The organism is Paramesorhizobium leguminum, from assembly GCF_003217235.1.
GTDB classification, from domain to species: domain Bacteria; phylum Pseudomonadota; class Alphaproteobacteria; order Rhizobiales; family Rhizobiaceae; genus Paramesorhizobium; species Paramesorhizobium leguminum.
Genome location: NZ_QJTF01000003.1, coordinates 176,763 through 202,432 on the forward strand (window position 1 = coordinate 176,763; position 25,670 = coordinate 202,432).

The 25,670-nt window shown below is 60.9% G+C and carries 26 protein-coding genes; 9 read left to right on the forward strand and 17 right to left on the reverse strand.

The genetic code is table 11. The features are described 5' to 3' along the window. Nucleotides 1-67: 67 nt before the first annotated feature. On the forward strand, nt 68-526 hold the full coding sequence (locus C7477_RS03990) for a MaoC family dehydratase (RefSeq protein ID WP_110749222.1): 459 nt from the start codon (nt 68-70) through the stop codon (nt 524-526). Beyond that, on the forward strand, nt 526-1,230 hold the full coding sequence (locus C7477_RS03995) for an HpcH/HpaI aldolase/citrate lyase family protein (RefSeq protein WP_110749224.1): 705 nt from the start codon (nt 526-528) through the stop codon (nt 1,228-1,230). Before C7477_RS03990 ends, C7477_RS03995 begins: the two co-directional genes overlap by 1 nt. Here C7477_RS03995 and C7477_RS04000 read toward each other — a convergent pair. Continuing rightward, nucleotides 1,217-1,840 carry a flavin reductase family protein gene (locus C7477_RS04000; protein WP_110749392.1) on the reverse strand — a complete coding sequence of 208 codons (624 nt, stop codon included), beginning with the start codon at nt 1,838-1,840 and terminating at the stop codon, nt 1,217-1,219. The genes C7477_RS03995 and C7477_RS04000 overlap by 14 nt on opposite strands. A 1-nt stretch (nt 1,841) precedes the next feature. After that, nucleotides 1,842-2,432: a nitroreductase family protein gene (locus C7477_RS04005; RefSeq protein ID WP_110749226.1), complete on the reverse strand. Its 591-nt coding sequence runs from the start codon at nt 2,430-2,432 to the stop codon at nt 1,842-1,844. A 108-nt stretch (nt 2,433-2,540) separates the two neighbouring features. Between C7477_RS04005 and C7477_RS04010 the strand changes: the two genes are divergently transcribed. Continuing rightward, complete coding sequence (locus C7477_RS04010; RefSeq protein WP_245411706.1) at nt 2,541-3,536, forward strand: hypothetical protein; 996 nt, start codon at nt 2,541-2,543, stop codon at nt 3,534-3,536. Nucleotides 3,537-3,610: 74 nt separating this feature from the next. Here C7477_RS04010 and C7477_RS04015 read toward each other — a convergent pair whose 3' ends face one another. The 12 genes from C7477_RS04015 to C7477_RS04070 all read right to left on the reverse strand — a co-directional run bounded on the left by C7477_RS04015 (nt 3,611) and on the right by C7477_RS04070 (nt 17,530). Then, nucleotides 3,611-4,948 carry a peptidoglycan DD-metalloendopeptidase family protein gene (locus C7477_RS04015; protein WP_425373508.1) on the reverse strand — a complete coding sequence of 446 codons (1,338 nt, stop codon included), beginning with the start codon at nt 4,946-4,948 and terminating at the stop codon, nt 3,611-3,613. 326 nt (nt 4,949-5,274) lie between these two features. Continuing rightward, nucleotides 5,275-5,928 carry a protein-L-isoaspartate(D-aspartate) O-methyltransferase gene (locus C7477_RS04020; protein ID WP_110749228.1) on the reverse strand — a complete coding sequence of 218 codons (654 nt, stop codon included), beginning with the start codon at nt 5,926-5,928 and terminating at the stop codon, nt 5,275-5,277. Next, nucleotides 5,925-7,205, reverse strand: coding sequence for a serine--tRNA ligase (serS, locus tag C7477_RS04025; protein WP_110749397.1), 1,281 nt, complete (start codon nt 7,203-7,205; stop codon nt 5,925-5,927). The genes C7477_RS04020 and serS overlap by 4 nt, the downstream gene beginning before the upstream one ends. Nucleotides 7,206-7,286: 81 nt before the next feature. Further along, complete coding sequence (tatC, locus tag C7477_RS04030; RefSeq protein ID WP_110749230.1) at nt 7,287-8,111, reverse strand: twin-arginine translocase subunit TatC; 825 nt, start codon at nt 8,109-8,111, stop codon at nt 7,287-7,289. Then, on the reverse strand, nt 8,108-8,635 hold the full coding sequence (gene tatB / locus C7477_RS04035; protein WP_110749232.1) for a Sec-independent protein translocase protein TatB: 528 nt from the start codon (nt 8,633-8,635) through the stop codon (nt 8,108-8,110). The genes tatC and tatB overlap by 4 nt, the downstream gene beginning before the upstream one ends. A 119-nt stretch (nt 8,636-8,754) precedes the next feature. Continuing rightward, nucleotides 8,755-8,985 (reverse strand): twin-arginine translocase TatA/TatE family subunit, encoded by a 231-nt coding sequence (locus C7477_RS04040; protein ID WP_110749234.1) that lies wholly within the window; start codon nt 8,983-8,985, stop codon nt 8,755-8,757. Nucleotides 8,986-9,216: 231 nt separating this feature from the next. Beyond that, nucleotides 9,217-9,972 carry an SMC-Scp complex subunit ScpB gene (gene scpB, locus C7477_RS04045; protein ID WP_110749236.1) on the reverse strand — a complete coding sequence of 252 codons (756 nt, stop codon included), beginning with the start codon at nt 9,970-9,972 and terminating at the stop codon, nt 9,217-9,219. Beyond that, on the reverse strand, nt 9,965-10,819 hold the full coding sequence (locus C7477_RS04050) for a segregation and condensation protein A (protein WP_425373504.1): 855 nt from the start codon (nt 10,817-10,819) through the stop codon (nt 9,965-9,967). The genes scpB and C7477_RS04050 overlap by 8 nt, the downstream gene beginning before the upstream one ends. Nucleotides 10,820-10,841: 22 nt before the next feature. Beyond that, a complete protein-coding gene (nagZ, locus tag C7477_RS04055; protein WP_110749240.1) occupies nt 10,842-11,861 on the reverse strand; it encodes a beta-N-acetylhexosaminidase in 1,020 nt (339 codons plus the stop codon). Between the two features lie 77 nt (nt 11,862-11,938). Next, nucleotides 11,939-14,371 carry an SPOR domain-containing protein gene (locus tag C7477_RS04060; RefSeq protein WP_110749243.1) on the reverse strand — a complete coding sequence of 811 codons (2,433 nt, stop codon included), beginning with the start codon at nt 14,369-14,371 and terminating at the stop codon, nt 11,939-11,941. A 150-nt stretch (nt 14,372-14,521) separates the two neighbouring features. After that, nucleotides 14,522-16,276, reverse strand: coding sequence for an arginine--tRNA ligase (gene argS, locus C7477_RS04065; protein ID WP_110749245.1), 1,755 nt, complete (start codon nt 16,274-16,276; stop codon nt 14,522-14,524). A gap of 30 nt (nt 16,277-16,306) precedes the next feature. Further along, nucleotides 16,307-17,530 carry a deoxyguanosinetriphosphate triphosphohydrolase gene (locus C7477_RS04070; RefSeq protein ID WP_110749247.1) on the reverse strand — a complete coding sequence of 408 codons (1,224 nt, stop codon included), beginning with the start codon at nt 17,528-17,530 and terminating at the stop codon, nt 16,307-16,309. A 114-nt stretch (nt 17,531-17,644) separates the two neighbouring features. On the opposite strand from C7477_RS04070, the gene erpA reads away from it, so the two are divergent. The 5 genes from erpA to cobJ all read left to right on the forward strand — a co-directional run bounded on the left by erpA (nt 17,645) and on the right by cobJ (nt 22,173). Further along, a complete protein-coding gene (erpA, locus tag C7477_RS04075) occupies nt 17,645-17,968 on the forward strand; it encodes an iron-sulfur cluster insertion protein ErpA (protein ID WP_425373509.1) in 324 nt (107 codons plus the stop codon). 81 nt (nt 17,969-18,049) lie between these two features. Beyond that, the gene (gene cobG, locus C7477_RS04080) at nt 18,050-19,402 is read left to right on the forward strand and encodes a precorrin-3B synthase (protein ID WP_281032516.1); all 1,353 of its coding nucleotides are present in this window, start codon (nt 18,050-18,052) and stop codon (nt 19,400-19,402) included. Then, nucleotides 19,392-20,021 carry a precorrin-8X methylmutase gene (locus C7477_RS04085; RefSeq protein ID WP_110749249.1) on the forward strand — a complete coding sequence of 210 codons (630 nt, stop codon included), beginning with the start codon at nt 19,392-19,394 and terminating at the stop codon, nt 20,019-20,021. The genes cobG and C7477_RS04085 overlap by 11 nt, the downstream gene beginning before the upstream one ends. Then, nucleotides 20,021-20,752, forward strand: coding sequence for a precorrin-2 C(20)-methyltransferase (locus C7477_RS04090; RefSeq protein WP_110749251.1), 732 nt, complete (start codon nt 20,021-20,023; stop codon nt 20,750-20,752). Before C7477_RS04085 ends, C7477_RS04090 begins: the two co-directional genes overlap by 1 nt. Further along, nucleotides 20,752-22,173, forward strand: a complete 1,422-nt coding sequence (cobJ, locus tag C7477_RS04095) for a precorrin-3B C(17)-methyltransferase (protein ID WP_245411707.1) — start codon at nt 20,752-20,754, stop codon at nt 22,171-22,173. The genes C7477_RS04090 and cobJ overlap by 1 nt, the downstream gene beginning before the upstream one ends. Nucleotides 22,174-22,230: 57 nt before the next feature. On the opposite strand, the gene C7477_RS04100 is transcribed toward cobJ, so the two are convergent. The 3 genes from C7477_RS04100 to C7477_RS04110 all read right to left on the reverse strand — a co-directional run bounded on the left by C7477_RS04100 (nt 22,231) and on the right by C7477_RS04110 (nt 24,266). Beyond that, on the reverse strand, nt 22,231-22,749 hold the full coding sequence (locus tag C7477_RS04100) for a hypothetical protein (protein WP_110749254.1): 519 nt from the start codon (nt 22,747-22,749) through the stop codon (nt 22,231-22,233). 115 nt (nt 22,750-22,864) lie between these two features. Then, nucleotides 22,865-23,797, reverse strand: coding sequence for an alpha/beta hydrolase (locus C7477_RS04105; protein WP_425373505.1), 933 nt, complete (start codon nt 23,795-23,797; stop codon nt 22,865-22,867). Continuing rightward, nucleotides 23,781-24,266 carry a flavin reductase family protein gene (locus C7477_RS04110; RefSeq protein WP_245411718.1) on the reverse strand — a complete coding sequence of 162 codons (486 nt, stop codon included), beginning with the start codon at nt 24,264-24,266 and terminating at the stop codon, nt 23,781-23,783. The genes C7477_RS04105 and C7477_RS04110 overlap by 17 nt, the downstream gene beginning before the upstream one ends. A gap of 265 nt (nt 24,267-24,531) precedes the next feature. On the opposite strand from C7477_RS04110, the gene C7477_RS04115 reads away from it, so the two are divergent. Next, nucleotides 24,532-25,641, forward strand: a complete 1,110-nt coding sequence (locus C7477_RS04115) for an ABC transporter substrate-binding protein (RefSeq protein WP_110749260.1) — start codon at nt 24,532-24,534, stop codon at nt 25,639-25,641. The last annotated feature ends 29 nt before the right edge of the window (nt 25,642-25,670 follow it).

Genomic DNA, 25,670 nt, shown 5'->3' on the forward strand with positions numbered 1-25,670 from the left:
GCAGATTATAAGCATTGGCTAATTCTTAAGCGGGGCCTGAGTCCCGCGAGTGCCGTTCGGAGGTATCATGCGGGGACTCTATCTTGAGCAATTCGAACCGGGACAACGCTTTCGCCATGCGATTCGCAAGACGATCACCGAGAGCGACAACATGCTTTTCTCGACAATGACGCTCAATCCGCAGCCGCTGCATATCGATTTCGACTTCGCAGCCAGGAGCGAATGGGGCAGGCCCACCGTCAATTCCATGCTCACGCTCGGCCTCGTGGTCGGCATTTCGGTGTATGACACCACCTTTGGCACGGCCATTGCCAATCTCGGCATGAGTGAGGTCGTCTTCCCTGCCCCGGTTTTCCATGGCGATACACTGCGAGTCGAGACGGAGGTGATCGCAGTCAGGCCGTCGCGGTCGAAATCCGATCGCGGAATCGTCGAGTTCGAACACCGCGCCTATAACCAGAACGATACGCTGGTTGCCCGCTGCAGGCGGCAGGCCATGATGAAAACGCGGGCAAGAGCGGCCTGATGCGTTCACTGCTGCTTGTGCCTGATGATTCGGACCGAAAACTCGAAGACGCGCTTTCGAGCGGCGCCGACGCGCTGGTTCTTGATCTCCATTCCGTCACCCCATCGCCCGGGGAAGCGGCGCGCGCAAGGATTGCCTCGTTCCTGCGAAGCGCGTCGAAAGACGGACCACGGCTCTATGTGAAAATCAGCGGTCTCGATAGCGCCCTCGCCGATGACGACCTCGCCGCCATCATGCCCGCGCGACCGCACGGGGTTGTGCTGCCAAGGTGCGACAGCGCGGCGAATGTCGTGAAACTTTCCGCGCGACTCAATGTGCATGAAGCAGAGGCCGGCCTGCCGGAAGGCGTGACGGAAATCATCGCCATCACCACGGGAACCGCGATTGGGACGCTTTCCATGGCGAGCTATCGCGGCTGTACGCCACGTCTCGTCGGCCTTGGCTGGGATGCCGAAGGCTTGGCGGCCATCATCGGCGCGCGGACAATGCATGATGAAAACGGCTGCTATACCGATCCCTTCCGCCTGGCGCGGACACTCACCCTGTTCGGCGCGAAGGCAGCCGACGTAGCGGCAATCGATACGGCCTGTATTTTGCAGGATGAGGCCGAACTGCGAAAGGACTGCGCCATCGCCCGGCGCGATGGCTTCACCGCCAAGCTCGCCATCCACCCGGCGCAAGTGCCCATCATCAACGCGGCTTAATTTCTGATGTTTCCCACTGCGGTCGCCACATCTGATAGACCTCGCTGATCGTCGCATAATCCATATATCCCAGACGCGAGACGGGCTGGGCTTTCTTGATATCGATCAGGCCATCGGTGAGAATGGCTTCATCGATGTGGATGCCGACCACTTCGCCCGTCACCAGAAAATTGCCCGATGGGTTGCCATGCCTGTCCATGGGCACCCGAATATCGGTGGCCACGCATTCCAGCGCGGCATAGGCTTCCGCCACGCGCGGCGCTTCTATCAGCTTGCAGGGAGCCGGCGTCAATCCGGCGTAATCGAATTCGCTCACGCCACGCGGCGCATTTACCGCGCTCGCGTTCATCTGTTCCCTGAGATTGCCGCTCACCAGATTGACGGCGAATTCCCCGGTCTCCTCGATGAAGGTGACACTGTCCTTACGCCCGCTCGATGAAAAGATCACCAGATGCGGGCTGTGGGAAATCACGTTGAAATAGGAATAGGGCGCAAGATTGAGCGCGCCAGCCTTCGAGCGCGTCGATATCCAGCCGATCGGCCGCGGCGCGACGATCGCATTGAAGGGATCGTGCGGCAGGCCATGCCCGTTTTGCGGTTCGTAGAACAATTCAGCGCGTCTCCCGCCAAGGCCCGGCATAGTCGCTGACGATTTGCGCGAGATCCGCGCGCGGGCGCTCCGGCACCTTCATCTCGCAGGAACCGATATGCACGAAGCCGGCAACCCGTTCATGGGGAGCGAGGCCCAGCAGCGCCCGTCCCTTCTCGTCCGATGAATACCAGTTGGTGACCCAGTTCGTGGCATAGCCCAGCGCATTGGCCGCAATGCAAAGGTTCATCGCCGCTGCCCCTGCCGAGAGGAACTGCTCCCATTCCGGAATACGCTCATGCGCAACCGGCGAGGATATGACGCCAATGACAAGGGGCGCGCGGGCGAAGCGCTTCAGCTCCTGTTCGCGCCGCGCGTCCGGCAGCGGCCCTTCCCGCTCCTCCGCCAGGGCCGCCAGATATTGGCCCACGTCTTCGCGCGCGGCATCGCGATAGATGATGAAGCGCCACGGCGTCAGCCGTCCGTGATCCGGCACACGGGTGGCGGCGCGAATCATCAACTCTATGTCGGCATCATCAGGCCCCGGCGCACCGATGGCGGAAATGGGGGTGGAACTGCGCTGAAGCAGGAAATCGAGAATGGGAGACGGCAAGGTTTTTGTCCTGTTCTTATAGAGCCGGAAAACTGCCCCCCTTATAAAGAGAGTTGCCGGGAAATTCAGCCTTGAAATTGCCACCGGTTTGGGCCCAAAACTTGGGGCATGGGATTTCTCCGCTTTTCATTTCTGATCCGGCGTCTTGGAAAAGGCGCGGCGTTCTTGCCGCCGGTCGCCGGAACGATCGCGCTCGCCTTCGCGTCCCCGGGTGTCGCGCAGGAGAAATCACCGGTATCCGGCGTCAAGCTTCCGGGCTTAAGCGAATATGCAAATCCCCAGGCGCCGGAAAACCGCCCCCTTGCCGATACCTCCGAGCTGATTCTGGAGGCGAAACTCAAGGAAGATGCGTCGGATATCCAGCGCGGCCTCGTCTGGCGGGTTTTCTCGCCCGAGCCGGCGGATGATGGGAAACTGAGTCTGATCGCCAGCTCGAAGGGCGGGACAGCCTCGTTTCATCTGCCGGAGGGCAGCTATCTCGTGCATGTCGCCTATGGCCGCGCCGGCGCTACAAAGCGCATCACCATGCGCAACGGCACCCGGCGCGAGAGCATGGTTCTCGATGCCGGCGGCATGAAGCTCAATGCTGTGTTGCCCGACGGCGGCAAGATTACGGAAAAGCTTCTGCGCTTCTCGATATATGAGGGCGACGAGGACAATGCCAATGATCGCTCGCTGATCATCCCGAACGTAAAGCCCGACAGTGTCGTTCGCCTTAACACCGGAACCTATCACGTGGTGTCCAATTACGGCACGGCCAACGCCATCATCCGCGCGGATATTCGCGTCGAAGCAGGCAAGCTGACCGAGGCCACGATGGAGCATCGCGCGGCGCTGGTCACCATGAAGCTGGTGCGCGAGCGCGGCGGCGAGGCCATGGCGGATACGTCATGGTCCGTCGTCAACGCATCGGGCGATCCGGTCCGCGAAAGCGTGGGCGCCTTTGCCTCGATGGTCCTTGCAGAGGGCGAATATGTCGCCATCGCCAAGAACAAGGACCGCATCTACCAGCGCGATTTCAAGGTGGTGTCAGGCAAGGACGAGGAAGTCGAAGTTCTGGCCAATGGCGATTACGATCAGGCCGGTGGCGAAGCGATGGATTAGTGAGCAGTGAGCAGTGAGCAGTGAAAAATTACACAATTCTGCTCACTGCTCACTATTTTCCGCTCACTATTCCATTACGATTCCAGATACTTCGCCGGATTGACCGGCGTGGAATTCTTGCGCACCTCGAAATGCAGTTTCGGCGATTTGGCGTTGCCGCTCATGCCGGAACGGGCGACCTCATCGCCACGGCGCACTTTTTGGCCGCGCTGGACGGTGATCTGGCTGTTGTGCCCATAGACCGTCACCAGACCGTTTTCGTGGCGCACCAATACCGTGTTGCCAAATTCCTTGAGCCCATCGCCCGCATAGATGACGACGCCGTTTTCCGCCGCCTTCACCGGCGTGCCCTCGGGCACCATGATATCGATGCCGTCATTGACGGCGCCACCCTCTCGCTGGCCGTAGCTTGAAAGTACCTTGCCACGCACCGGCCACCGCATCTGCGAAATGCCGGTTGCCGACGGCGCGGAGGCAACGTCTGTTTCCGCGTCCTCGATAACCTTGCTGCTCGCCTTTGGCGGCGTATAGGGCTTGACGCTCGAAGGCGCGGGCTGCGCCACGGGCGCTGCCGCCGGCGGCGTCGATCCGGTATTCACCTGATCGATCTTCGGCGCGGCCGCGACCTGCGTCGCGCCGCCCGAAGCGCCCGGAATGACCAATGCCTGGCCGACACGGATCGTACCATTGGCCAGCCCATTGGCCTTCTTGATCGCATCGACCGACGCTCCGGTCTTCTGCGATATCCCAAAGAGCGAATCACCGCTCTTCACGGTATAACTGCCCGTCGCCGGAGGCGTCGTCGTAGCCGGAGCGGTTGTTGCCGAGGCAACGGCGCCCGGCTGCTTTTCCTTGATCGACGGCGTCTGCGGCAGGACGGCTACATCGCTATTGGCGGGACGCTGCGCCGGAACGCGCGGATTTTGCGGCAGTTGCCCGAGAACCTTTTCCGGCTGCCCCTGTACCGCGCCCTGCCCGGATGTTCGTGTGCCATCGGCGGCAATGACGCCACCGCCGGAGGCAACGCCCTGCCCTCCCGGCAGCTTCAGCCGCTGACCGGCCTGGATCTTGTTGGCATCGGTGATACCGTTCGCCTGCATCAGCGCATTGGGCGACACACCGACGCGATTCGCAATACCGAAAACCGATTCACCGGGTTGCACGATGACTTCACCCGAAGCGCCGCGAACCGGGGCAGGATTGGCAGCGGCCATCTGCTGCCCCGTCGCGACGGGGCGAACGGCCTGCGGCTCCGCTGCGGCAACCGAAGCCGGCTGGCGCGGCGCGGCAATGGGAGCGGAAGCAACAGGCGCGGAGGACACGGGCGGAAGGCTGCCACGCTGCACACCCGCACTTCGTATGACAGGCGTGACCGCGGCGCGACTGATCGAGCCGGTATAATTCTGATCCACCGCCGGCGCGCGGGAAACCGCCTGCGGATAAGGCTGCGCCGCCGGGCGCCTCACGGTCGACCGCTGGGTCGATCCCGTCGCGAGGCCATCGGTGAAACGCATCACGTCGGCGCTGCAACCAGCGCCGAACCCCGCGATCAAAACGATCGCAGCGGTCCGCAAAAGCCGTCGGGACGTCTGGTCCATAACCCTGAAACGCATGTTCAACCCGTCCATACTCAGTACTCGAAGCATGGGTGAATTAAAGCGCGTTAATCTTACCTGCGGGTTAAAGCGGTTCGATCTTTATTAGAAATATTCACCATACGGATACCGTACGACGAAATTCAAAGGACGGAAGCAACCCCTTCGATGAAGGGCTGGTAGCGCACGAGCATCAGATCTTCGCGCTCGAAACGGCTGCCGGTCTTGGCAAGGCGTGCGACGACTTGGCTCCCATCTCCCGGGCCGATGGGCGCGACCATCACGCCATTGCTGGCAATCAAATCGACGAAATGGCGCGGCAAACTCTCGAAGGCCGGCCAGACAATGATCCGGTCGAAAGGGCCGCCACCCGGCGGCCCATGCCGTCCGTCCACATGCTTGACCAGCACGTTGTCGATCTTGAGCGCCTGCAGGCGCTGGCGCGCCTGTTCCACAAGCGTCTTGTAGCGCTCGATAGTCGTGACGCGCCCGCCGAGCTTGCCCATGATACAGGCGGTGAAACCGGAGCCGGTGCCGATTTCCAGCACGCGGTGCCCTTCCTCGACCCCCAGCGCCGAAATCATCCGCGCCTGATCGTCGATCCCTTCGATATATTCCCCGCAATCGAGCGGTATCGTGCTATTCTTGTAGGCGATGTCAGCCCATACCGGATTGACGAAACCGCGCCGGGGCGTCGCTTCGATGGCGCTGAAGAGCCGCTGGTCGTTCATCCCGCGCCCGCGCATCCGCAGCACGAAAGCGGCAAACTCCTCGCGCTCCGTCAGCTTTGGCATCATGCGGCTTCGATCCTCGTGAGGCCGCCCATATAGGGGAGCAACGCATCGGGAACGGTCACGCTGCCATCCGCTTCCTGGTAATTCTCCATGACCGCGATCAGCGCCCGGCCGACCGCCACGCCCGAACCGTTCAGCGTGTGGACAAAGCGCGTCGCCTTCTCGCCTTCCGGGCGATAGCGCGCATTCATCCGCCGTCCCTGGAAATCACCGCAGACCGAGCAGCTCGAAATCTCACGCCATGCCTTCTGACCCGGCAGCCAGACCTCGATGTCGTAGGTCTTGCGCGCGCCGAAGCCCATGTCGCCGGTGCACAGCACCACGGTGCGGAACGGCAGGCCCAGACGCTTCAACACCTCTTCGGCGCAGGCCGTCATCCGCTCATGCTCGGCAATCGCGCTCTCGGCATCGGTGATCGATACCATCTCGACCTTGTAGAACTGGTGCTGCCGCAACATGCCGCGCGTATCGCGCCCCGCCGAACCGGCCTCGGAGCGGAAGCACGGCGTCAGCGCCGCCATACGGATCGGCAGCTCTTTCAGATCAACGATTTCATCGCGCACCAGATTGGTCAGCGGCACTTCGGCGGTTGGAATCAACCAGCGCCCGTCGGTGGTGCGGAACGAATCCTCAGTGAACTTCGGCAACTGGCCCGTGCCGAACATGGTGGCGTCATTGACCAAGAGCGGTGCCACCACCTCCATATAGCCATGCTCGCCTGTATGTAGGTCGAGCATGAACTGACCCAGCGCGCGTTCAAGCCGCGCGAGCCGGTTCTTGAGCACCGTGAACCGGCTGCCCGAAATCTTGGCGGCCCGTTCGAAATCCATGAAGCCCAGGGCCTCGCCGATTTCGAAATGCTCCTTCGGCTCGAAAGAGAAATTACGGATATTGCCGACGCGCCGGACCTCGACATTATCCGCCTCGTCCTTACCGACGGGCACATCGTCAAGCGGCAGATTGGGAATGACGGCAAGCGCGTCCGTCAATTCCTTGTCGAGACGGCGCTCTTCTTCCTCCGCCAGCTGCAGGAAGCCCTTAAGTTCAGCCACCTCAGCTTTCAGCTTCTCGGCGGTAGCGCTGTCCTTCCCAGCCATCGCCTTGCCGATTTCCTTCGATACCGCATTGCGGCGCTCCTGCGCCTCCTGCACCCGGCCGATATGCTGGCGCCGCTTTTCGTCAAGCGCGATCAGCCCGGCGGACAATGGCGCAACGCCACGCTTCGCTAGAGCCTCATCCAACGCTTCGGGGTTTTCGCGTATCCATTTGATATCAAGCATGAGAATCGCCGTAAATGAATGAACTGAAAGGAGGATGCCGGACGAAACCGGCAACCTGAACATCGGAGACGACGCAATCAATCAGGAGACGGGGAGATTGTCCGATTCCGATTTCTCAGCTTCGGCCTGTTCCCGCTTCCGCTCGATCAGTCGCGCCAACCAGATGGAAATCTCGTAGAGAAGGATGGTTGGCAAGGCAAGGCCGATCTGGCTCGTCGGGTCCGGCGGCGTCAGAACGGCGGCCACCACGAAGGCGAGAACGATGGCGTATTTGCGCTTCTCTTTAAGCGCCTGAGAGCTGACGAGACCAGCGCGGGCGAGCAGCGAGGTGACGACCGGAAGCTGGAACACGAGGCCGAAGGCGAAGATCAGCGTCATGATCAGGCTGAGATATTCCGACACTTTCGGCAGAAGCGAGATCTGCACCTCGCCCGCCCCACCGGTCTGCTGCATGGCGAGGAAGAACCACATCACCATCGGCGTGAAGAAGAAATAGACCAGCGCACCGCCCATCAGGAAAAGGACGGGCGAAGCGATCAGGAAGGGCAGGAACGCCATACGCTCATGCCGATAAAGCCCCGGCGCAACGAATTTGTAGATTTGTGACGCGATAACGGGAAAAGCGAGCACGACCCCGCCGAACATCGCCACCTTCACCTGCGTGAAAAAGAATTCCTGCGGCGCGGTATAGATGAGTTCGGCCTTGGACGCATCCATGCCGGCCCAGGCGATTGCCCATTGATAGGGAACGACCAGGAAATTGAAGAGGTGCTTGGCGAAGGCGAAGCAAAGGATGAAAGCCAGGAAGAACGCCAGAATCGCCCAGATCAGGCGCCTGCGCAATTCGATCAGATGCTCGATCAGCGGCGCAGCGGTTTGCTCGATTTTTTCGTCTTCGATACTCACGCTTCCGGCCCGTCCGCTTTTATTTTTGCCTTACGTTTTTTCACCGGCGCCACCGGCTTTTCCGCCGCGACCGGCTCGGCTGCAACCACGGGCGCGGCGATTGCCGTTATCTCCGGTGCGGTGATTGCCGTCGTCGGCGCGGCGACGGGGGGTGCGGGCTCAGGCGGCGGCGGTGAATCCGCCATTTCCGGCGGCGGCGGTGGAACCAGAGTCGATTCCGCAAGCGCCGCCTTGTTCAGGCTCAGGCGCAATTCCTCCCCGGCGGAGCGGATTGGATCGAACACTTTGCGAATATCCGTGCGCGGATCAAGACGACGGGCATCATCGATAACGCCCTTTACGTCCTCCAGCTCGGTCTCCCGCAATGCCTCGTCGAACTGGCGGCGAAACTCATCCGCCGTCTTGCGCATCCGCGCCGTCGCCTTGCCGAAGGCGCGGAGCATCTTGGGCAAGTCTTTCGGCCCGACGACCACGATGATAACGATCGCGATCACCAGTATCTCCGACCAACCGACGTCAAGCATGATATCTGGGCTCCATCCGCATCAAGCATGATCCCGAACCGAAGGTCAGCGCCAGCAAAAAGTTGGCTAGCTTTTCGGACAAGATCATGCGACCAAAAAAGAGACGCTCGAAACCTTGATCAGGATTTCGAGGTCTTCTTCACGTTGACGGAAGAAACCGGCTGTTCAGGATTGTTATCGATGGTCTTGGCGGCGTCAGCTTCGGCCTCGTCACCTTCCGACATACCCTGCTTGAAGTTCTTGATGCCCTTGGCCACATCGCCCATCAATTCGGGAATTTTGCCGCGACCGAACAGCAAAAGCACGACGGCGAGCACGATCAGCCAGTGCCAGATTGAAAAACTGCCCATAACTTTCCTCTTGGTTGGCCGGATGCTGAAGAGGGATTCCAGCCTGTTTAAAGATATGTTCCCAACATATCCGGCCCCATGTAAGCTTTTTCTCCGCACGTTTCAAACAGAACCATGCCGTATTGGCTCACGCGCAGAAAACTTTTCCGGGATATTTCGCCTCGTACCGCTGGAATTTGCCAAAACTAACCGGAACGAGCTTGAACAGCTTCTCCTCCGGCACAGAAAAGGCTATTCCTCCACCCTCGGCGTAAGCAGCCCCAGTTCCTCCAGATCGAGATCGGTAAGCGCCAGTTCCTCCAGATCGATCTCGGTGAGCGGCTCCTCATCTCCCGTCAGTTCATCATGGTCGATCGAAGGTATCGGAACGGAGAAATGGGGCGGCATCCGCGCTGAGAGAAGCCCTGCCCCGCGCAGCTCTTCCATCCCCGGCAGGTCGCGGATATCGGGCAGCCCGAAATGGTCGAGGAAGCTCTCCGTCGTGCCATAGGTGACGGGTCGCCCCGGCACACGGCGGCGACCGCGCATCTTGACCCACCCCGTTTCCATGAGCACATCGAGCGTTCCCTTCGATGTCTCGACGCCGCGAATGTCCTCCATCTCAGCGCGCGTCACCGGCTGATGATAAGCGATGATGGCAAGCACCTCGAGCGCCGCGCGCGACAGTTTTTTCTGCTGCACCGCCTCGCGGTTCATCAGGAAAGCCAGGTCCGGCGCGGTGCGGAAGGCCCAGGCGTCGCCCGTGCGCACCAGATTAATGCCGCGCCGCTGATAGTCGGTAAGCAGGATTTTAAGAACGGCGGAAATATCGATATTCGACGGCAGCCGTTCCCTGAGCGCCCGCTCCGTCACCGGCTCAGCCGAAGCGAAGATCAGCGCCTCGGCCATGCGCACGGCTTCCCGGAGCGCCAGCCTCGCCATGCCCTCTCTCTGGGCCTCATCCGGCTCCATACCGGGCAAGGACATGACATTGGCGTTCTCAGACATCGCCGGCCGTCTCCTCATCAAGCGAGGCGCCCGGTTTCACGCGCATGTAAAGCGGACTAAAAGGCTGCTCCTGGCGAATTTCAATTTTCCCCTCGCGTACGAGTTCGAGGCTCGCCGCAAAGGAACTGGCAAGAGCGGTGGCCCGTTCACGCGCGGATGGAATGAAGGCGATCAGGAATTGGTCAAGCGCCGTCCAGTCATTCATCTCGCCCAGCATCCGCCTCAGGATGACACGCGCTTCCTTCAACGACCAGACGCTGCGCTGTGCAATCTCGACGCGGGAGACAGCCTGCCGCTGGCGTTGTGTCGCATAGGCGCTCAGGAGATCGTAGAGCGTGGCGGAAAACCGGTTTTTCTTTTCCACCACCACAATTTCAGGCATTCCCCGGGCAAAGACATCGCGTCCAAGCCGGTTACGGTTGACAAGCTTGCTGGCCGCTTCCCGCATCGCCTCCAGGCGCTTGAGGCGAAATTGCAGTACCGCCACCAGTTCCTCGCCGCTCTCGCCCTCGTCTCCGGGTACCTTCGGGATCAGAAGTTTCGATTTGAGGTAAGCGAGCCAGGCCGCCATGACGAGGTAGTCAGCCGCCATCTCCAGCCGCAAGACGCGTGCCTGCTCGATGAACCGCAGATATTGCTCCGCGAGTGCCAGCACCGAGATGCGCGCCATGTCGACGCGCTGGCTTCGCGCCAGATGGAGCAACAGATCGAGTGGGCCTTCAAAACCCTGAACGTCGATGACAAGAGCCGGTCCGTCCTCTGCGCGGGGCGAATCCGTCTGCCACAGCGCCTCCATGGGGGCCGCCGCATCATCTCTGCCCGTGGTTCTCGCGCTCTTCGCAGCCACGCACCATCATCCTTTGAACCGGTTAAACCACCGCTTCGAAAAAGCGCTGGAATTCTTCGCGTATCTCCGCCTCATCCGACAAATCGGGCTCGCCGGCGAAAACCTCGGCTATCTCCGCCCTCTCCTTCGCTTTTCCGGCGAGGACAGGCGTATGTGCCGCCACTTTCGACAATTCGTCCATCACTCCGTTGCAGTGAAGCACGACATCGCAGCCTGCCGCAAAGATTGCATCGGTCAAATCCCCGCAATCCCCAGAAAGCGCCTTCATGCCGATATCATCGCTCATCAATAGCCCGTCAAAGCCGATGAAACCTCTTATAATCGTCTCGATCACAGTCGGCGAAAGCGTCGCGGGCCTGGCTGGATCAAGTGTAGTGAATAGCACATGCGCCGTCATCGCCGCAGGCAAATCCGCGAGCGCTTTGAACGGCAGGAAATCGCGGACTTCCAGTTCGGAAAGAGGCACGTCCACCTTCGCCAGTTCCTTGTGCGTGTCGGCGGTCGCGCGGCCATGGCCGGGAATATGCTTCATCACCGGCAGCACACCACCGGAAAGAAGTCCTTCCGCGGCGACACGCCCGAGTGCGGCAACGATGTGCGGATCGCTGGCATAGGCCCGGTGGCCTATCACGTCATGAGCCCCCTCCACCGGCACGTCCAGCACCGGAAGGCAATCGGCATTGATGCCGAGCCGCATGAGATCGAAGGCATGGAGACGCGACATCAGCCAAGCGGCGCGCAAGCCGGCCTCTTCATCCCGGCGATAGATTGCGCCCAGTTCGGCTGCGGGCGGATAATTGGGTGCAAGCGGCGGCCGAAGCCGCTGAACGCGTCCGCCCTCCTGATCGATGAACACCGGGGTGCGGGGGCGCCCGGTCAAATCACGCAAATGCGCGGTGAGATCGGAAATTTCCGAGGCCTCACCGATGTTGCGCGCAAAAAGGATAAAGCCCCAAGGCCGCTCGTCGCGGATAAGGGCGATTTCATCCACGGTCAGGCTCGTTCCGGACAGGCCGGCGATTAATGCTTTCGATTCACTCATGTTCAAACTCTACAACTTTTGCGCCTTATAACGAAAGGGCGGCTGACGCCGCCCTTCGAGATTTGCAAATTCGGCCGTCACTGCGTGACGAAGCAACTGCCGCCGGCGGCCTTGTACCGGGTACAAAGCGCGATGGCATCTTCCTTCGAGCCGGCATTGACGCGGACGCGGTAGAAAGTGCCCTTCCCCGCAACATCGGCGCGGCGAATATCGACGCCGTGGCCGCCGATGACGTTGGCGAAGCGCCGCGACAGATTCGCGTAGCTCTTCTTGGCGTCATCAGGCGTGGGCGTCGATGCGATCTGGATCGCATATCCACCGGCGCTCGCCGCAGCGGGCGTCGCCGCAGTTGCAGCCGAAGCAACCTGCGTATTTGCCTGCTGGGTGGCAGGTTTCGCGCTGCCGATGATCCGAACCGGCTGCTCGGCGGGACGCGACGGCACCACCGGCGGCTTCGCAACAGCTGCCTTGGTTGCATTCTGGGCTGCATTCGGCGCCGTTTCGGGCGTGATCGATTGCGTCTTCACCACGCGCGCCGGAGCGGCGGGAGTTTGCTGCGTCTGGACTTCCCGTGCCGGAATAGCGCCCGTCTCGGCAGGCCCGTCATCGACGGCTGCTTCCGGGGCGGGCGTGTCCGTCAGTGCGGCCACTTGCGCCCCAGCCGGACGCGCACGGGGCGTCGCCACATCGTTGCTGCCAGGTGCGGCAGGCGCCGCCTCCTGCTGCACGATCGTGCCATCGGGCCGGACGATCATCGTCTGCACCCGGCGCGGCGCGAAGGCCGGATTGGCCTCGGAGCCATTGGCGACCGTGGTGTCCAGCATGGTAGGCTCAACCCGGTCGTTTACCGCCGTGTCGTCCGTGCTGCCGTCATCGTCGTCGGCCATGCCGATATCGACGGGCTTTTCCTCACTGCTGATCAGCGCCTTCTGCTTGGGCGCGTCGGAGGTCGTTCCGGCCACCTGGTCATAGACGGCCTTATCCTGGTTCGGCACGGTATTTCCGCCCGGATTCACCGGCTGGACCTTGGTGGGCTGGCTGTCGGCGGCGATCACGACGGGTGCGCCATTACTCCCATCCGACGAAAAGCCATAGTAGCCAAGACCACCGATCAGGAGCGCTGCTCCGGTGACCGAGGCAAGCATCAGGTTGCGCCGTCCACGGCCACGCTGGTTTTCATTGGCGGCAGCGGGAATGCCGGCGCCGTCGACCTCTTGCTGGTCATAGCTATCGGCGCCGGAATTGGCCCAATGGTTGTAATAATCGCCCGCCGTACCAGAAGCCTGCGCGGCGGCATTTGCCTGATACCCGGCCGCCTGTCCGCCTTGTGCAGCATAATCAGCGGCATATGCGTTGTTGAAGATATCGTCGAATGTGCGATCCGTGGCTTCCGGCTGGGTCGGCTGCTCATCGACCTCGATCGAGGTAAACACTTCCGCGAATTCGCTTTCGAGCGCGCTCAGGCCATGCCCTGACGCGGGCTCCGGATCATAGTCCACCTCCGGCAGATCGAGCGTATCCGTCTGTTCAACCCGCGATTCGGCGACAGTCACCGTTTCCACCTGCGGAGCAGGCCCGACGGAGGTGTATCTATAGCTCGAATGCCCCGAGCTCGAATGCCCATAGGCCGCCTGCACTGGCCCGTCTTCTGCTTCCGCGTAACGGCTATCGTTGTCCTCGCCGAAAAAATCCTCGTCAAGCTCCTGGTCGTTGCCGTCCCAGCCGTTGGATTGCGGCTCCACGGCGGCAGTTCGAGGTGGAGACTGAAAACGGGGCTCAGCCGAAGCCGGAACCGGGGCCGGCGAAAAATAGCTCTGCGGCGAATGAAATGGATAACGCGGCGTGGGTTCGACGCTCGCCTGCGTATGACCGCGCATGGAAGACTCGGATACCGGGCTCCCAGTTACCGCCCCCCCGGTCGCGAGCATCATTTCAAGCTCGTCCTCGAGGTTTGGCGCAACCACATAACCCGATGCGTCCGCATATTGCTGCGCATCCTCCGCCTCGAAGGCGGGCTCATAAACCGTGAGATCTTCCGCTGCGGCGAACGGGGCATCGAGGGAGAAATCCCCCGGCAATTCGTGATCGTCGTCCAGCGACAGGTTCAGTTCATTCTCGAGCGAAGTGGAGAAATCGGAATGAGGCTCCTGAGCCCGCAGCTGAGTCCGGGGCGCCTCGCTTACCCGTGGCGCCGGGCTCACCCGTGAGGAATAAAAATCCTGCGCACCCGCCAGCTGGCGCGGCACGGACCAGCCTTGCTGCGCCGCCGGCTGATAGTGCCGTGTGGGCTGGGGCTTTGGCGGCTGGGGCTGTGCATAAAGCTCCGCTTCGACCGCGCCCACCAATTCCTGTTCGAGATCGAAGGAGAAATCGTCCGCCTCCTCCCGCGAAGCAGCATTTCGCACCGGCTCATCGAAGCCGATGATCCGCGACAGCTCCATCAGCGGATCGTCCTCTCTCGAGGAACGGGCCGCTCCGTAGTCACGGTTTCTGTAATTGCTGTCCGTCATTGGCGTTATCCTGTACTCATAACACGGGGCGCCCGCCGACGTCACCCACTATTGCGAACTACCAACGCATTGTGGGCAAATGGTGACAGTAATTTCCTACGCTTTTACTTTTAGCATGATCCTGAAAGATTCATGCGTCACAAAAAGACTTTAGCGCATTTCCGTCGGAGCGTCCGCGCCGATGATCGACAATCCGGACGCCAGGACATCGGAAACGACCTGCACCAGCCCTAGCCTGGCAAGTGACAAGTCTGGATCGTTAACCTTAATAAATCGTAAGTCCGGATTTTCCGTTCCCTTGTTCCACTGCCCATGGAAGGCGCTGGCCAGATCGTAGAGGTAAAAAGCAAGCCTGTGCGGTTCCTGATGCTGCGCCGCCGCCTCGATCAGCCGGGGGTATTCCGCAAGCTTGCGAACGAGCGCGATTTCGCTCTCATCTGACAGTTTTTCCAGATGCCGGCCCAGCGTCTCTCGGTCCAGCTTCTCGAAACCAGCCTCCTTCGCCTGCCGGAACACCGAATGACAGCGCGCCGAGGCGTATTGCACATAGAACACCGGATTGTCCTTGGAGTGCTCCGTCACCTTGGCGAAATCGAAATCAAGCGGCGCGTCATTCTTGCGGTAAAGCATCATGAAGCGCACGGGATCACGCCCGACCTCATCCACCACCTCACGCAGCGTCACGAACTCACCCGATCGCTTCGACATCTTGACAGGCTCGCCCGCGCGAAAAAGCCGCACGAGCTGGCACAGGATCACCGTCAGTTTCGCTTCGCCACCAGAAACGGCGCGCGCCAGCCCCTCCATCCGCTTGACGTAGCCGCCATGATCCGCGCCCAGCACATAGATCATTTCGTTGAAGCCACGGTCGTGCTTGTCCTTGAAATAGGCGACATCGGCGGCAAAATAGGTGAACGCTCCGTCCGATTTCACCAACGGACGGTCCATGTCATCACCCACATCGGTGGAGCGGAACAAGGTTTGCTCCCGGTCCTCCCACTCGTCAGGCAACTGCCCCTTCGGCGGCGGCAGCTTGCCCTTGTAGACGTGCCCCTTGAGTGTCAGGTCGTTGATCGCGGAGCGGATCAGCCGGGCATTGCCGGCATGCAGTGAACGCTCGGAGAAGAACACATCGTGCCGCACGTTGAGCGCATCGAGATCGGCCCGTATCATCGCCATCATGGCATCGATCGTGCGGGCCTTGACGATGCCGAGCATTTCTTCTTCGGGCATCTCAAGCAATTGCCTGCCATATTCCCTCGCCAGCGCCTCGCCCACGGGAACGAGATAATCGCCGGGATAGAGCCCCGATGGAATTTCGCCGATTTCCTCGCCCAGCGCCTGGCGGTAGCGCAACATCACCGAGCGCGCCAGCACGTCGATCTGCGCGCCGGCATCGTTGATGTAATATTCCCTGATAACGTCATATCCGGCGAATGCCATCAGATTGGCCAGCGCATCGCCCACCACCGCGCCGCGGCAATGGCCGACATGCATCGGCCCGGTCGGATTGGCCGAAACATATTCCAAATTCACCTTGCGACCCGCGCCGACGCTGGAGCGGCCATAATCGGTGGCAGCCTCGATCATGTCCGCAAGCTGCCGCTGCCAATAGCCGTCCTTTAGCCGCAAATTGATGAAGCCCGGCCCGGCGACCTCGACGCAGGCCACATCCTCGTCCGCGGCAAGCGCCTCGGCCATACGTGTCGCCAGCTCGCGCGGCGCCTCGCCAATGGCCTTGGCAAGCACCATGGCCGCATTCGTCGCCACATCGCCATGGGAAGCATCGCGCGGCGGCTCTACCGCGACGCGCGACAAATCAAGATCGCCGCCATCTTTTGCTTTCAGATCAAGCTTTTGGAGCGTCTTTTTGATGCGTGCGTCGAAATCTGCGAAGATGTTCATGGTCGGCCTCGGATTGAGTTTGGGCTCGCTCTAGTTCAATTCGGGTGTATGGTCAAACAGGCGCTTGTGCTCGCGTATGGCGTAATTGTCAGTCATTCCAGCGAGGAAATCGGCGACGCGGCGCGCCTGCACAGGCAATTCGCACGATTCAAGGCCCACATGCCATTCGTCCGGCATGTTTCCCGGATCGTTCAAATATACATCGAAAAGGTCGCGCACGATATGGTTCGCCGACCGTCTGGCGGCGATGACCTTCTCATGAAAATAAAGGTTTTTATAGAGAAACCGCTTCAGTTCCTTCTCCGCCTGCGCCATCGCGGGCGAAAACGCGACCAGGGCTGATTTTGCTCCGTGCACATCCTCCACTGACGCGGGAGCGAGCGCCGCGATATTGGCCTGCGATTGGCCGATGACATCTTCCACCATGATGGTGATCTGCCGGCGCACCAGCTCATGGCCGGTTCGCGCTGCATCGAGCGCTGGATAGCGGTCCCGCACAGAACCGAGCAACGTCTTCGCCAGCGGCACATCATCGAGGATATCGAGTGTCAGCAAGCCCGAACGCAGGCCATCATCGATATCATGCGCATCATAGGCGATATCATCGGCAATTGCCGCGCATTGCGCCTCCAGGCTGGCGAAGCTCGAAAGCTCCAGATCATGCCGGGCGCAATAATCCAGGATCGACTGCGGCACGTTTTCCTCATTCGTCCCGGCTCCAATCAAAGGGCCCCCGACTCTTATTAAAGGGCCATTATGCTTGACAAGCCCCTCCAGCGTTTCCCAACTGAGATTGAGGCCGTCAAACTCGGCATACCGCCGCTCCAGCCCGGTGACGATGCGCAAAGACTGGGCGTTGTGATCGAAACCGCCGAATTCCCGCATCTTGTCATTGAGCGCATCCTCGCCGGTATGGCCGAACGGCGTGTGCCCGAAATCGTGCACCAGCGCGATCGCCTCCGCCAGATCCTCGTCCAGCCTCAAGGCACGGGCCAGAGCGCGGGCGATCTGTGCAACCTCGATCGTATGCGTCAGCCGCGTACGGAAATGATCGTCTTCATGCGCGATGAAGACCTGCGTCTTGTGTTTCAGCCGGCGAAAGGCGGTGGAATGGATGATGCGGTCGCGGTCGCGCTGGAAAGGTGTGCGCGTCGGGCTTTCACCCTCAAGGAAAAGCCGCCCCCGGCTTTTTGCCGGATCGCAGGCATAGGCCGCCCTCTCCCGATAGCCGAAACCGATATTCCGAAATGTCATGAATCACCGTAATATGATAACATCAGCCTGTCAGCGGCATTGACTTCATATATGCCAGTTCATAGCTATTCGATAAGCTACTTCATAGCCGTGGACCCGATCATGAGCGAAACGATGAGCATTTCCGTATCCGACAACGCCGCAAGACGCATTGCCGCGATCCTCAAAGCGGAACCGGGCAAGACCGCGCTGCGCGTTTCGGTGGAAGGCGGCGGCTGCTCTGGCTTTTCCTATAAATACGATCTGGTTGATGCACAGGCCGATGATGACATCGTCATCGAGAAAAACGGCGCGCGCGTACTCATCGATACCGTCTCCTTGCCTTATATGGACGGCTCGGAGATCGATTTCATCGATGATCTGATGGGGCAGTCCTTCCAGATCAGAAATCCCCACGCCGTCGCCTCCTGCGGTTGCGGCACAAGCTTCTCGATCTAAGCCGGATTGTGGAATAATCTGCTTGGCGAAGCGAAGAAGCGAATCTGCCTTTAAATCCCGCACGCCGGAGAACTCGATAATTTGCGAAAACTCGCGCCGATCAGCGGAGACAAGGTAGAAAGGCGGTCCGCCTGCCCCGGCCTGTTCCGCATGACCGAGGCGGCGGATGGCCGCATCTGCCGCGTAAAACTCTCGTGCGGGCGGCTTTCGGCGATTCAAGCGCGCGCGGTCGCCGATGTCGCGGAGAGATACGGCAACGGTATTATCGAGATCACCAACCGCGCCAATCTGCAATTGCGCGGCATCAGGGAAGACGATGCGGATGATGTGATTCTGGCACTGACCCAAGCCGGTCTCGGCCCCCTCGTTCCCGAAGGCGACGATATCCGCAACGTGATGGTAAGTCCCACCGCCGGAATCGATACGAATCTCGCTTTCGATACCCTTCCCCTTGCCGAAAGCCTTCTCGAAACCCTGCAGACGACGCCGGCCTATTACGCGCTATCGCCAAAATTCTCGATCCTCATCGACGGCGGCGAGGCTTGCGCGGTCACCAACCATACGAGCGATATCTGGCTCGCGGCAACGGAGGATGGCGAGCGCTGCGTCTTCGGTCTTGCGTCGTGTCCGCCGGCGCCTGCCCTCGGCATGGTTGCGGCTGAAGACGCCCAAGCGCTCCTAACTGCCATTCTCGGTCTCTTTCTGGAAATAGGCGCGGAACGGCCCGGCATCGTCCGCATGAAGCACCTCGTTGCCGAAATGCCCGCATCGGATATCCTCGATCGACTGCGCTCTCACCTCACCTTTCCCATAACAGACGCTTTCTACTGGCAGCGCCCCGCTCCTCGCGCATTCGCCCATCTAGGCATTCATCCCCGGCTGCAGGAGGGATTGGTCTACGCGGGAGCCGCCGCACCGCTCGGACGGCTTGATCCCGAAACACTGCGGGCGTTTGCCGACATTGCCGTCGACACCAATACCGACGAAATCCGTCTGACACCCTGGCAAAGCGTGCTCCTGCCTGACATCCCCGCCAGCCGTGCCGCCGATATCCTGGAGCGCATGCGCGCCATCGGCTTGGCCACCGACCCCGCCGTCCCCCTCGCCTCGATGATCGCCTGCTCCGGCTCGAATGGTTGCGCCTCGGCGTTGGCCGACACGCAGGGCGATGGCGAAAAACTCTCCCGCTTGCTGAAAACCGGCGAAGCGATGCCGGTGCACTTGACCGGCTGTCCAAAATCCTGCGCCTCCATCGGTCCGGCTCCCGCCACGCTCGTTGCGGTCGCGGCTGAGCGTTACGACCTCTTTTTGTCCAAAAACAACACTGGACCGTCGCGCTTCGGGCAGCTATTGGCGGCCAACATCACTATCGAGGAAGCGGCGCGCCTGCTGAATGACGCGCGCTCCTTGCAGGAAAAGCCCAATGTCGCTTGACTACATCAAAGACGGCCAGAAAATTTACGACCGTTCCTTCTCCATCATCCGCGCCGAAGCCGACCTTTCCCGAATCCCGGCGGATCTGGAAAAGCTCGCGGTGCGCGTCGCCCATGCCAGCGGGATGGTGGATGTGGTCGGCGATCTCGTCTTTTCGCAAGGCGCGGGCGATGCCGGGCGCAAAGCGCTCGCCGCCGGCGCACCCATCCTTTGCGATGCCCGCATGGTGGCAGAGGGCGTCACCCGCTCTCGCCTGCCCGCGAACAACGACGTCATCTGCACGCTTTCCAACCCATCCGTGCCGCAACTGGCGAAGGAGATGGGCAATACCCGTTCCGCCGCAGCGCTCGAGCTGTGGCGCCCATATCTGGCGGGCAGCGTGGTGGCCATCGGCAATGCGCCGACCGCTCTGTTCCGCCTCATCGAAATGCTCGATGAGGGCGCGCCGAAACCGGCGCTGATCCTCGGCTTCCCCGTCGGTTTCGTCGGCGCGGCGGAATCGAAGGATGCGCTGGCGGAGGATAGCCGTGGCGTTCCCTTCGTCATCGTCCGAGGGCGGCGCGGCGGCAGCGCAATGGCGGCGGCGGCGGTCAATGCGCTTGCCACGGAGCGCGAATAATGGTGAAGCGAGGGCGGCTTTTCGGCCTGGGCGTTGGCCCCGGCGACCCTGAACTCATCACCGTGAAGGCTCTGAAGCGCCTCAAGGCCGCGCCTGTTGTCGCCTACCATGCCGCCAAGGGCAAGAAGGGCAACGCGCTCTCCATCGTCGAGGAATATCTGTCGCCGGACCAAATCCTATTGCCGCTCGTCTATCCCGTGACGACGGAAAAGCTGCCCTCCCACATGAATTACGAAGCGATCATCAGCGATTTCTATGCTGAAATATCAGATGCCCTCGCCGCCCATCTGGACGCGGGCCGCGATGTCGCTGTCATCGCGGAGGGCGATCCGCTGTTCTACGGCTCCTTCATGTATATCCACGACCGGCTGGCGCATGTTTACGAGACCGAAGTGGTGCCCGGCGTCTGCTCGTTTCTCGGCGCCGCCGCCGTCTTGGGCGCGCCTGTCGCCTATCGCAACCAGACACTCACCGTTATTTCCGGTGTTCTGGAAGCGCAGGAACTGAAACGCCGCCTCGCTGATACGGAAGCGGCTGTCATCATGAAGCTCGGCCAGAATTTGGCTAAAGTGCGCGGCGTTCTGGAAGAACTCGGCCTGATGGAGCGAGCGCTCTATGTCGAACGCGCCACGATGACGAATGAGCGCATCCTGCCGCTGGTGCAAGTGGAACCGGACAAGTCACCCTATTTCTCGCTGATCCTCGTCCCTGGACAGAAATGGAACGGCTGATGCGCGGGGAAGAAATGGGCCGTCCTGCCATTGTGATATTGGGGGAAAACAGCCTCGAAACAGCCCGGCATATCCTTCTCACGCTGGGCGACGGGGATATTTATGGCCTCGACACCCGTGTAAAACGGGCCGATATCCCCTTCTCCGATTTCGGCGGCACGCTGCGCGAGCTCTACGAAGCCGGGCGACCGATCATCGCCATCTGCGCCGCCGGCATCGTCATCCGGGCGCTGGCGCGATCGCTTGAAAACAAGCGGGCTGAACCGCCTGTGCTCGTCGTCGCGGAGGATGGCAGCGCCGTGGTGCCGCTGCTGGGAACCTTGGGCGGAGCGAACGATCTGGCGCGGCGCATTGCTGCGGCATTTAATGTCGCCCCCGCCATCACCACGACGGGCGAGTTGCGCTTCGGCGTGAACCTGCTGCATCCGCCGGTGGGCTATACACTTCTCAATCCGGAAGCCGGCAAGAAATTCATCTCCGATCTTCTGGCAGGTGAAAAGGTGAAGCTAGCCGGCGACGCACCATGGATTTCCAACGCACGATTGCCATTGGACCCCGACGCCCGGCTGACTATCACCATCACATCGGAACATCGTGAGCCGGAAGCCGATGAGCTTCTTTATTTGACTCCGGCCCGGGGAGCTAGGCGCGGGCGGCTTGCCGTTGTGGGCCTAGGTCCGGGCGACCCGGCGCTGATGGCCCCTGCCGTCGCCCAAGAACTGCAACACGCGGAAGATATTCTGGGCTACGAAACCTATGTGCGCATGGCCGGTCCCTTCCGTCCGGATCAGATACAACACATGACCGATAATCGCGAGGAAATGCAGCGCGCGCGCCATGCCTTCGCATTGGCGGCAACCGGGCGTTCCGTGGCGATGGTCTCATCGGGCGATCCCGGCATCTTCGCCATGGCGGCGGCGGTTCTGGAAGCGCTGCATGAGTCCGACGATCCGGCATGGCATAAGGTTGAACTCACCATCCTTCCCGGCATTTCAGCCGCCATGGCGGCGGCGGCCCGCATCGGCGCGCCGCTCGGCCATGATTTCTGCATCCTGTCGCTTTCCGACAATTTGAAACCCTGGACGGTTATCGAGCAGCGGCTGGACCATGCGGCGCGCGCCGATTTAGCCATGGCCTTCTACAACCCAATCTCGAAAGCCCGCCCCTGGCAGCTCGCACAAGCGCTCGACATTGTTCGCCAGCACCGCGAGCCGCAAACGCCTGTCGTGCTTGGCCGCGATGTCGGCAGGCCCGGCGAAAAGGTTTCGGTTACGAGCCTCGGTGAACTGACACCGGATCAGGTCGACATGCGCACCGTTGTCATCATCGGCTCATCAACGACGCAACGCTTCAGCAAATCCGGTGGCGGCGAATGGGTCTATACACCCCGCTGGTATGGCGAAGGCCGCCCATCGTCCTGAATCGAAAAGGCAGAGCTTTTGGCTCCGCCTCTAGAGAACTAATTACAAAACAATCGTTTAGCTGCTTTTTTTCTTCTTTTTCTTCGCAACCGGCTTTACCGCCGGCGGTGCATTGCGCTTGGCTGCCGCCGCTTCTTCGGCGGCGATCTGGTCGGCGCTCTTGGGCGAGGTATCGATAACCGAGCGCACCGAGCCGTTGGCGTTGACCGTGCAGAGCGCATCGCGCAGATCGACCTTCAGCACCACCGCCGTATTGCCGCCGCCAGCCGAACGGGTATCGAGCGCCGAAATGGCGCTTTCCGGCATGAAATATTTGTCCGCCGCCGCCGTGACGCAGGCGCGGGCAAGCGCCGGATCGACATCGCCGCGCGAAAACGTCGGCAGGATGCTGGGCAACGGATTGAACGTTTTGGCAGGCGCTGCCGGCTTGGCCGCAACTGTCTTGGCGGCAGTCGCCTTGGCAGCAGGACCGACCGTGACAGGCACCGGCTTCTGCGAAACGGTCGAACAAGCCGCAAGCGGCGCCAGCATGGTTAGCAGAAGAATATGTGTCCCGGTCCGGACGTAAGCACGCATGGCTTGAACCTCATGGAATATTGGATGGATCTAAGGCCGGAAACTATTCGCTTTTACCCGATTGTCGAGTGGCGTTATGGTCACAGCGAGCGAGAATTTCCACTCGCTCCACAAACTATTTCACGCCTGTTCCCGCATGCGCGGCGAGCATCCAGTTAAGCACCCCGCGCCAGTCGGTCATCCGTATCGGCGTACCATGATTGCCTGTCTCGAACCGATGGAAACGGACAGGATACCCGGGGGCGGCCTTGCGGATGGCGCGGTAGAACGCCTCCTGCTTTTCCACCGCGAAAACTGGATCCCGGCTGCCATGACCGAAGTACACCGGAATTCGTCGTTTGAAGGCGGCCGAGGACAGGAAATCTTCGCTCCACAGCGAGCCGAGAAGAATGAGGCCGGAAAGCTGTTGCGCAACCGCCGGATCGCCGGCAAGTCGCCAGCACAGCGCGCCGCCGGCCGAGCCGCAGGCGACGATGACTGGGGCGTTCGGCGATAATGATTTCGCATAGGCGATCAATCCGGCAATTTCCGCCTCGCCTTTATCGGTGAAATCACTGAAATCCGGCGAGAGATAAAGGCCGCCGTTACGCGCCATCAAATTCTTCAGCCGGTTGAAATTTCCACCGAATGTATAGTCGTTCATGCCCTGCAGGCGGTTTCCGCCCTGCCCGTGGAGATAGACGACGACGATTGAGGCATCGCCTTTGACATTGCCCACGGCAAGCGTTTTCACCGGCCCCGCCGGTGTCGTAACGGTCAACTCTTCCTGCGTGCGCCGGACTTTAAGCGAGACATAGGCATCCTTGACGCGGCGCTCCGGCGTCGCATCGCGTCCGTTGATATCGCGCATCTCGGAATAATCGACGACGAGATAATCGCCATTATCAGCCGTTTGCAGAATGCCCGGATAGGCGAAATAATCGTCCTTGTATGGGGCAAGTTGCGCCTGTGCCGTGGCAGGGAGGATCATTAGGCACAGGGCTGCCAGAAATATCCGCAAACCGCGCTTCACGCTTCTCTCCGAAACAGAATCACAAATCCAGCGCATGGTAGCGGCGGTTGAGATAGACCAGCGCCTGGTCCTGGTCCCCTATCCTGAGATCGAGCACCTCGCCAAACAGCACATGGTGCGTCGCGTGATCCTGCTGGCTGACGATGCGGCAATCGAAAACGGCGAGCGCGTCTTTCAAAACCGGAGAGCCGCTTTCAAGCGTTTCCCATTCACCCAGCGCAAAGCGTTCGTCCTGCGAAAGCGGCAGCCGTCCGGAAAATGCTTCCGAAAGCGGCCTGTGTTTCGCTGCCAGCGTATTAATGGCAAAGACGCCGTTCTCCACGAAAAACCCGTTCTGTTCATGCTCACGCAAGAGGCAGATCAGCACCGTCGCCGGATTGTCCGAAACCGAGCAGGTGGCCGAAATCGTCACCCCACGTCTGCCCGCCGGGCCATCCGTCGTCGCCACATGCACCGCACCGGCAAAATGGCTCATGGCGTCGCGATAGGATTGCGGATCGATCATGGGCGTCTTCAGCGTATCTTCCTTCACGTTGAGCACGATTTCACTTTCATCAGTATGGGGCATCAGTATGGGGCATGGATCACCCAAACATAAGGGTTTACGCGCGTTTGTACATGCGCCATTGCATGACCGCGCGGAAACCGCTACCCGCTTGGATGAGGTGGAACGCATGATCTTATCCGAAAAGTCTGCAACTTTTTGCTGACGCTGACCTTCGGTTCGGGATCATGCTTAAATAGAGATATTTGGGGACTAATATAACTGCATGAAGCATTCTCTGCGTCCGCGCACGATATTGCTGGGCGTTGCCCTGTCTGTTCCGGCAGCCATTTGCGATGCCCGGGCCGACATGCGCATCGGCGTCGCGACGCCGCTTTCCGGGCCATTCGCGTTGCTGGGGCAGCAATTGGCCGATGGCGCGCATATCGCGGCGACAAGCGCCGCGCCCACGGGCCAAACGGTCACACCCATCATAATCGACGATAAATGCACGGCGGAGGGGGGCTCTGCGGCGGCAAGGACCTTCATCGAAGCCAAGGTACAGATCGTTGCAGGCTTTCTCTGCACCGAAGCGCTCGAGGCAGCCCTGCCGCAGCTTGCGGAAAAGAATATTCCAGTGGTGACGCCAGCCATTCGTGAACGTAACCTCACCGAGCGACGAGCCAAATCCCCCTTCCCCATATTCCGGCTCGCTTTGTCGAGTGAGCGGCAAGCCGCCAGCATCGGCGATATCCTTGGCCGCCTATGGCGAGACAAGCCATTCGCCATTCTGGATGACGGGACGATCCGTGGCCGCGAACTCGCCCATCATGTGCGCTTGGGGTTGGAGGCGAAGGGCCTGAAACCGGTTCTTGTGGAGACGTTTCGACCGGGCCTGGAAAATCAGGCCGCGCTGGCGGCGCTGCTCAAGCGCGCCGGCGCAAGCCAGGCCTTCATCGGCGGCGAGCGCGACGACGCGGCAGCGATTGCCGGCGCCACTGCCGCAATCGGCCATCCTGTGACGGTCATCGGCGACGAGGCATTGCGGGCTGTGCCGGGCACCATCGATCTTGTCCCCGGCACATTGATGATCGCCATGCCGGAGGCAGAAACATTGCCTGAAGCGGCGGGCGCGCTTGCCGCCTTTCATGCGGCAGGCAGAGAGGCTGAGGGCTATGCCGTGCCGGGCTATGCGGCGCTTCAAATTGCCATGGAGGCCCTGGTGGCGGCGGCAGAACCCCAAGAACAGCCTGTCGCCGCCATGTTGCGCGGCAGGATGTTCAACACCGCGCTCGGCCCAATACGCTTTGACGCAAGCGGCTATCGCGGCGACAATCCCTACCGGCTGTTTCGCTATGACGGCACACGCTTCGTGCCCGAGAACCTGCCCAATTAACCCTCCCGCCAACATTTCCACTTAAAACC

Bases quoted from the DNA above. Each gene is read 5' to 3' on its own strand.
- C7477_RS03990 (WP_110749222.1), top strand. From the start codon at position 68: ATGCGGGGACTCTATCTTGAGCAATTCGAACCGGGACAACGCTTTCGC.
- C7477_RS03995 (WP_110749224.1), top strand. From the start codon at position 526: ATGCGTTCACTGCTGCTTGTGCCTGATGATTCGGACCGAAAACTCGAA.
- C7477_RS04010 (WP_245411706.1), top strand. From the start codon at position 2,541: ATGGGATTTCTCCGCTTTTCATTTCTGATCCGGCGTCTTGGAAAAGGC.
- C7477_RS04020 (WP_110749228.1), bottom strand. From the start codon at position 5,928: ATGATGCCAAAGCTGACGGAGCGCGAGGAGTTTGCCGCTTTCGTGCTG.
- serS (WP_110749397.1), bottom strand. From the start codon at position 7,205: ATGCTTGATATCAAATGGATACGCGAAAACCCCGAAGCGTTGGATGAG.
- tatB (WP_110749232.1), bottom strand. From the start codon at position 8,635: ATGCTTGACGTCGGTTGGTCGGAGATACTGGTGATCGCGATCGTTATC.
- C7477_RS04040 (WP_110749234.1), bottom strand. From the start codon at position 8,985: ATGGGCAGTTTTTCAATCTGGCACTGGCTGATCGTGCTCGCCGTCGTG.
- scpB (WP_110749236.1), bottom strand. From the start codon at position 9,972: ATGTCTGAGAACGCCAATGTCATGTCCTTGCCCGGTATGGAGCCGGAT.
- nagZ (WP_110749240.1), bottom strand. From the start codon at position 11,861: ATGAGTGAATCGAAAGCATTAATCGCCGGCCTGTCCGGAACGAGCCTG.
- C7477_RS04060 (WP_110749243.1), bottom strand. From the start codon at position 14,371: ATGACGGACAGCAATTACAGAAACCGTGACTACGGAGCGGCCCGTTCC.
- argS (WP_110749245.1), bottom strand. From the start codon at position 16,276: ATGAACATCTTCGCAGATTTCGACGCACGCATCAAAAAGACGCTCCAA.
- C7477_RS04070 (WP_110749247.1), bottom strand. From the start codon at position 17,530: ATGACATTTCGGAATATCGGTTTCGGCTATCGGGAGAGGGCGGCCTAT.
- erpA (WP_425373509.1), top strand. From the start codon at position 17,645: ATGAGCATTTCCGTATCCGACAACGCCGCAAGACGCATTGCCGCGATC.
- C7477_RS04085 (WP_110749249.1), top strand. From the start codon at position 19,392: ATGTCGCTTGACTACATCAAAGACGGCCAGAAAATTTACGACCGTTCC.
- C7477_RS04090 (WP_110749251.1), top strand. From the start codon at position 20,021: ATGGTGAAGCGAGGGCGGCTTTTCGGCCTGGGCGTTGGCCCCGGCGAC.
- cobJ (WP_245411707.1), top strand. From the start codon at position 20,752: ATGCGCGGGGAAGAAATGGGCCGTCCTGCCATTGTGATATTGGGGGAA.
- C7477_RS04100 (WP_110749254.1), bottom strand. From the start codon at position 22,749: ATGCGTGCTTACGTCCGGACCGGGACACATATTCTTCTGCTAACCATG.
- C7477_RS04105 (WP_425373505.1), bottom strand. From the start codon at position 23,797: ATGCGCTGGATTTGTGATTCTGTTTCGGAGAGAAGCGTGAAGCGCGGT.
- C7477_RS04110 (WP_245411718.1), bottom strand. From the start codon at position 24,266: ATGATCGATCCGCAATCCTATCGCGACGCCATGAGCCATTTTGCCGGT.
- C7477_RS04115 (WP_110749260.1), top strand. From the start codon at position 24,532: ATGAAGCATTCTCTGCGTCCGCGCACGATATTGCTGGGCGTTGCCCTG.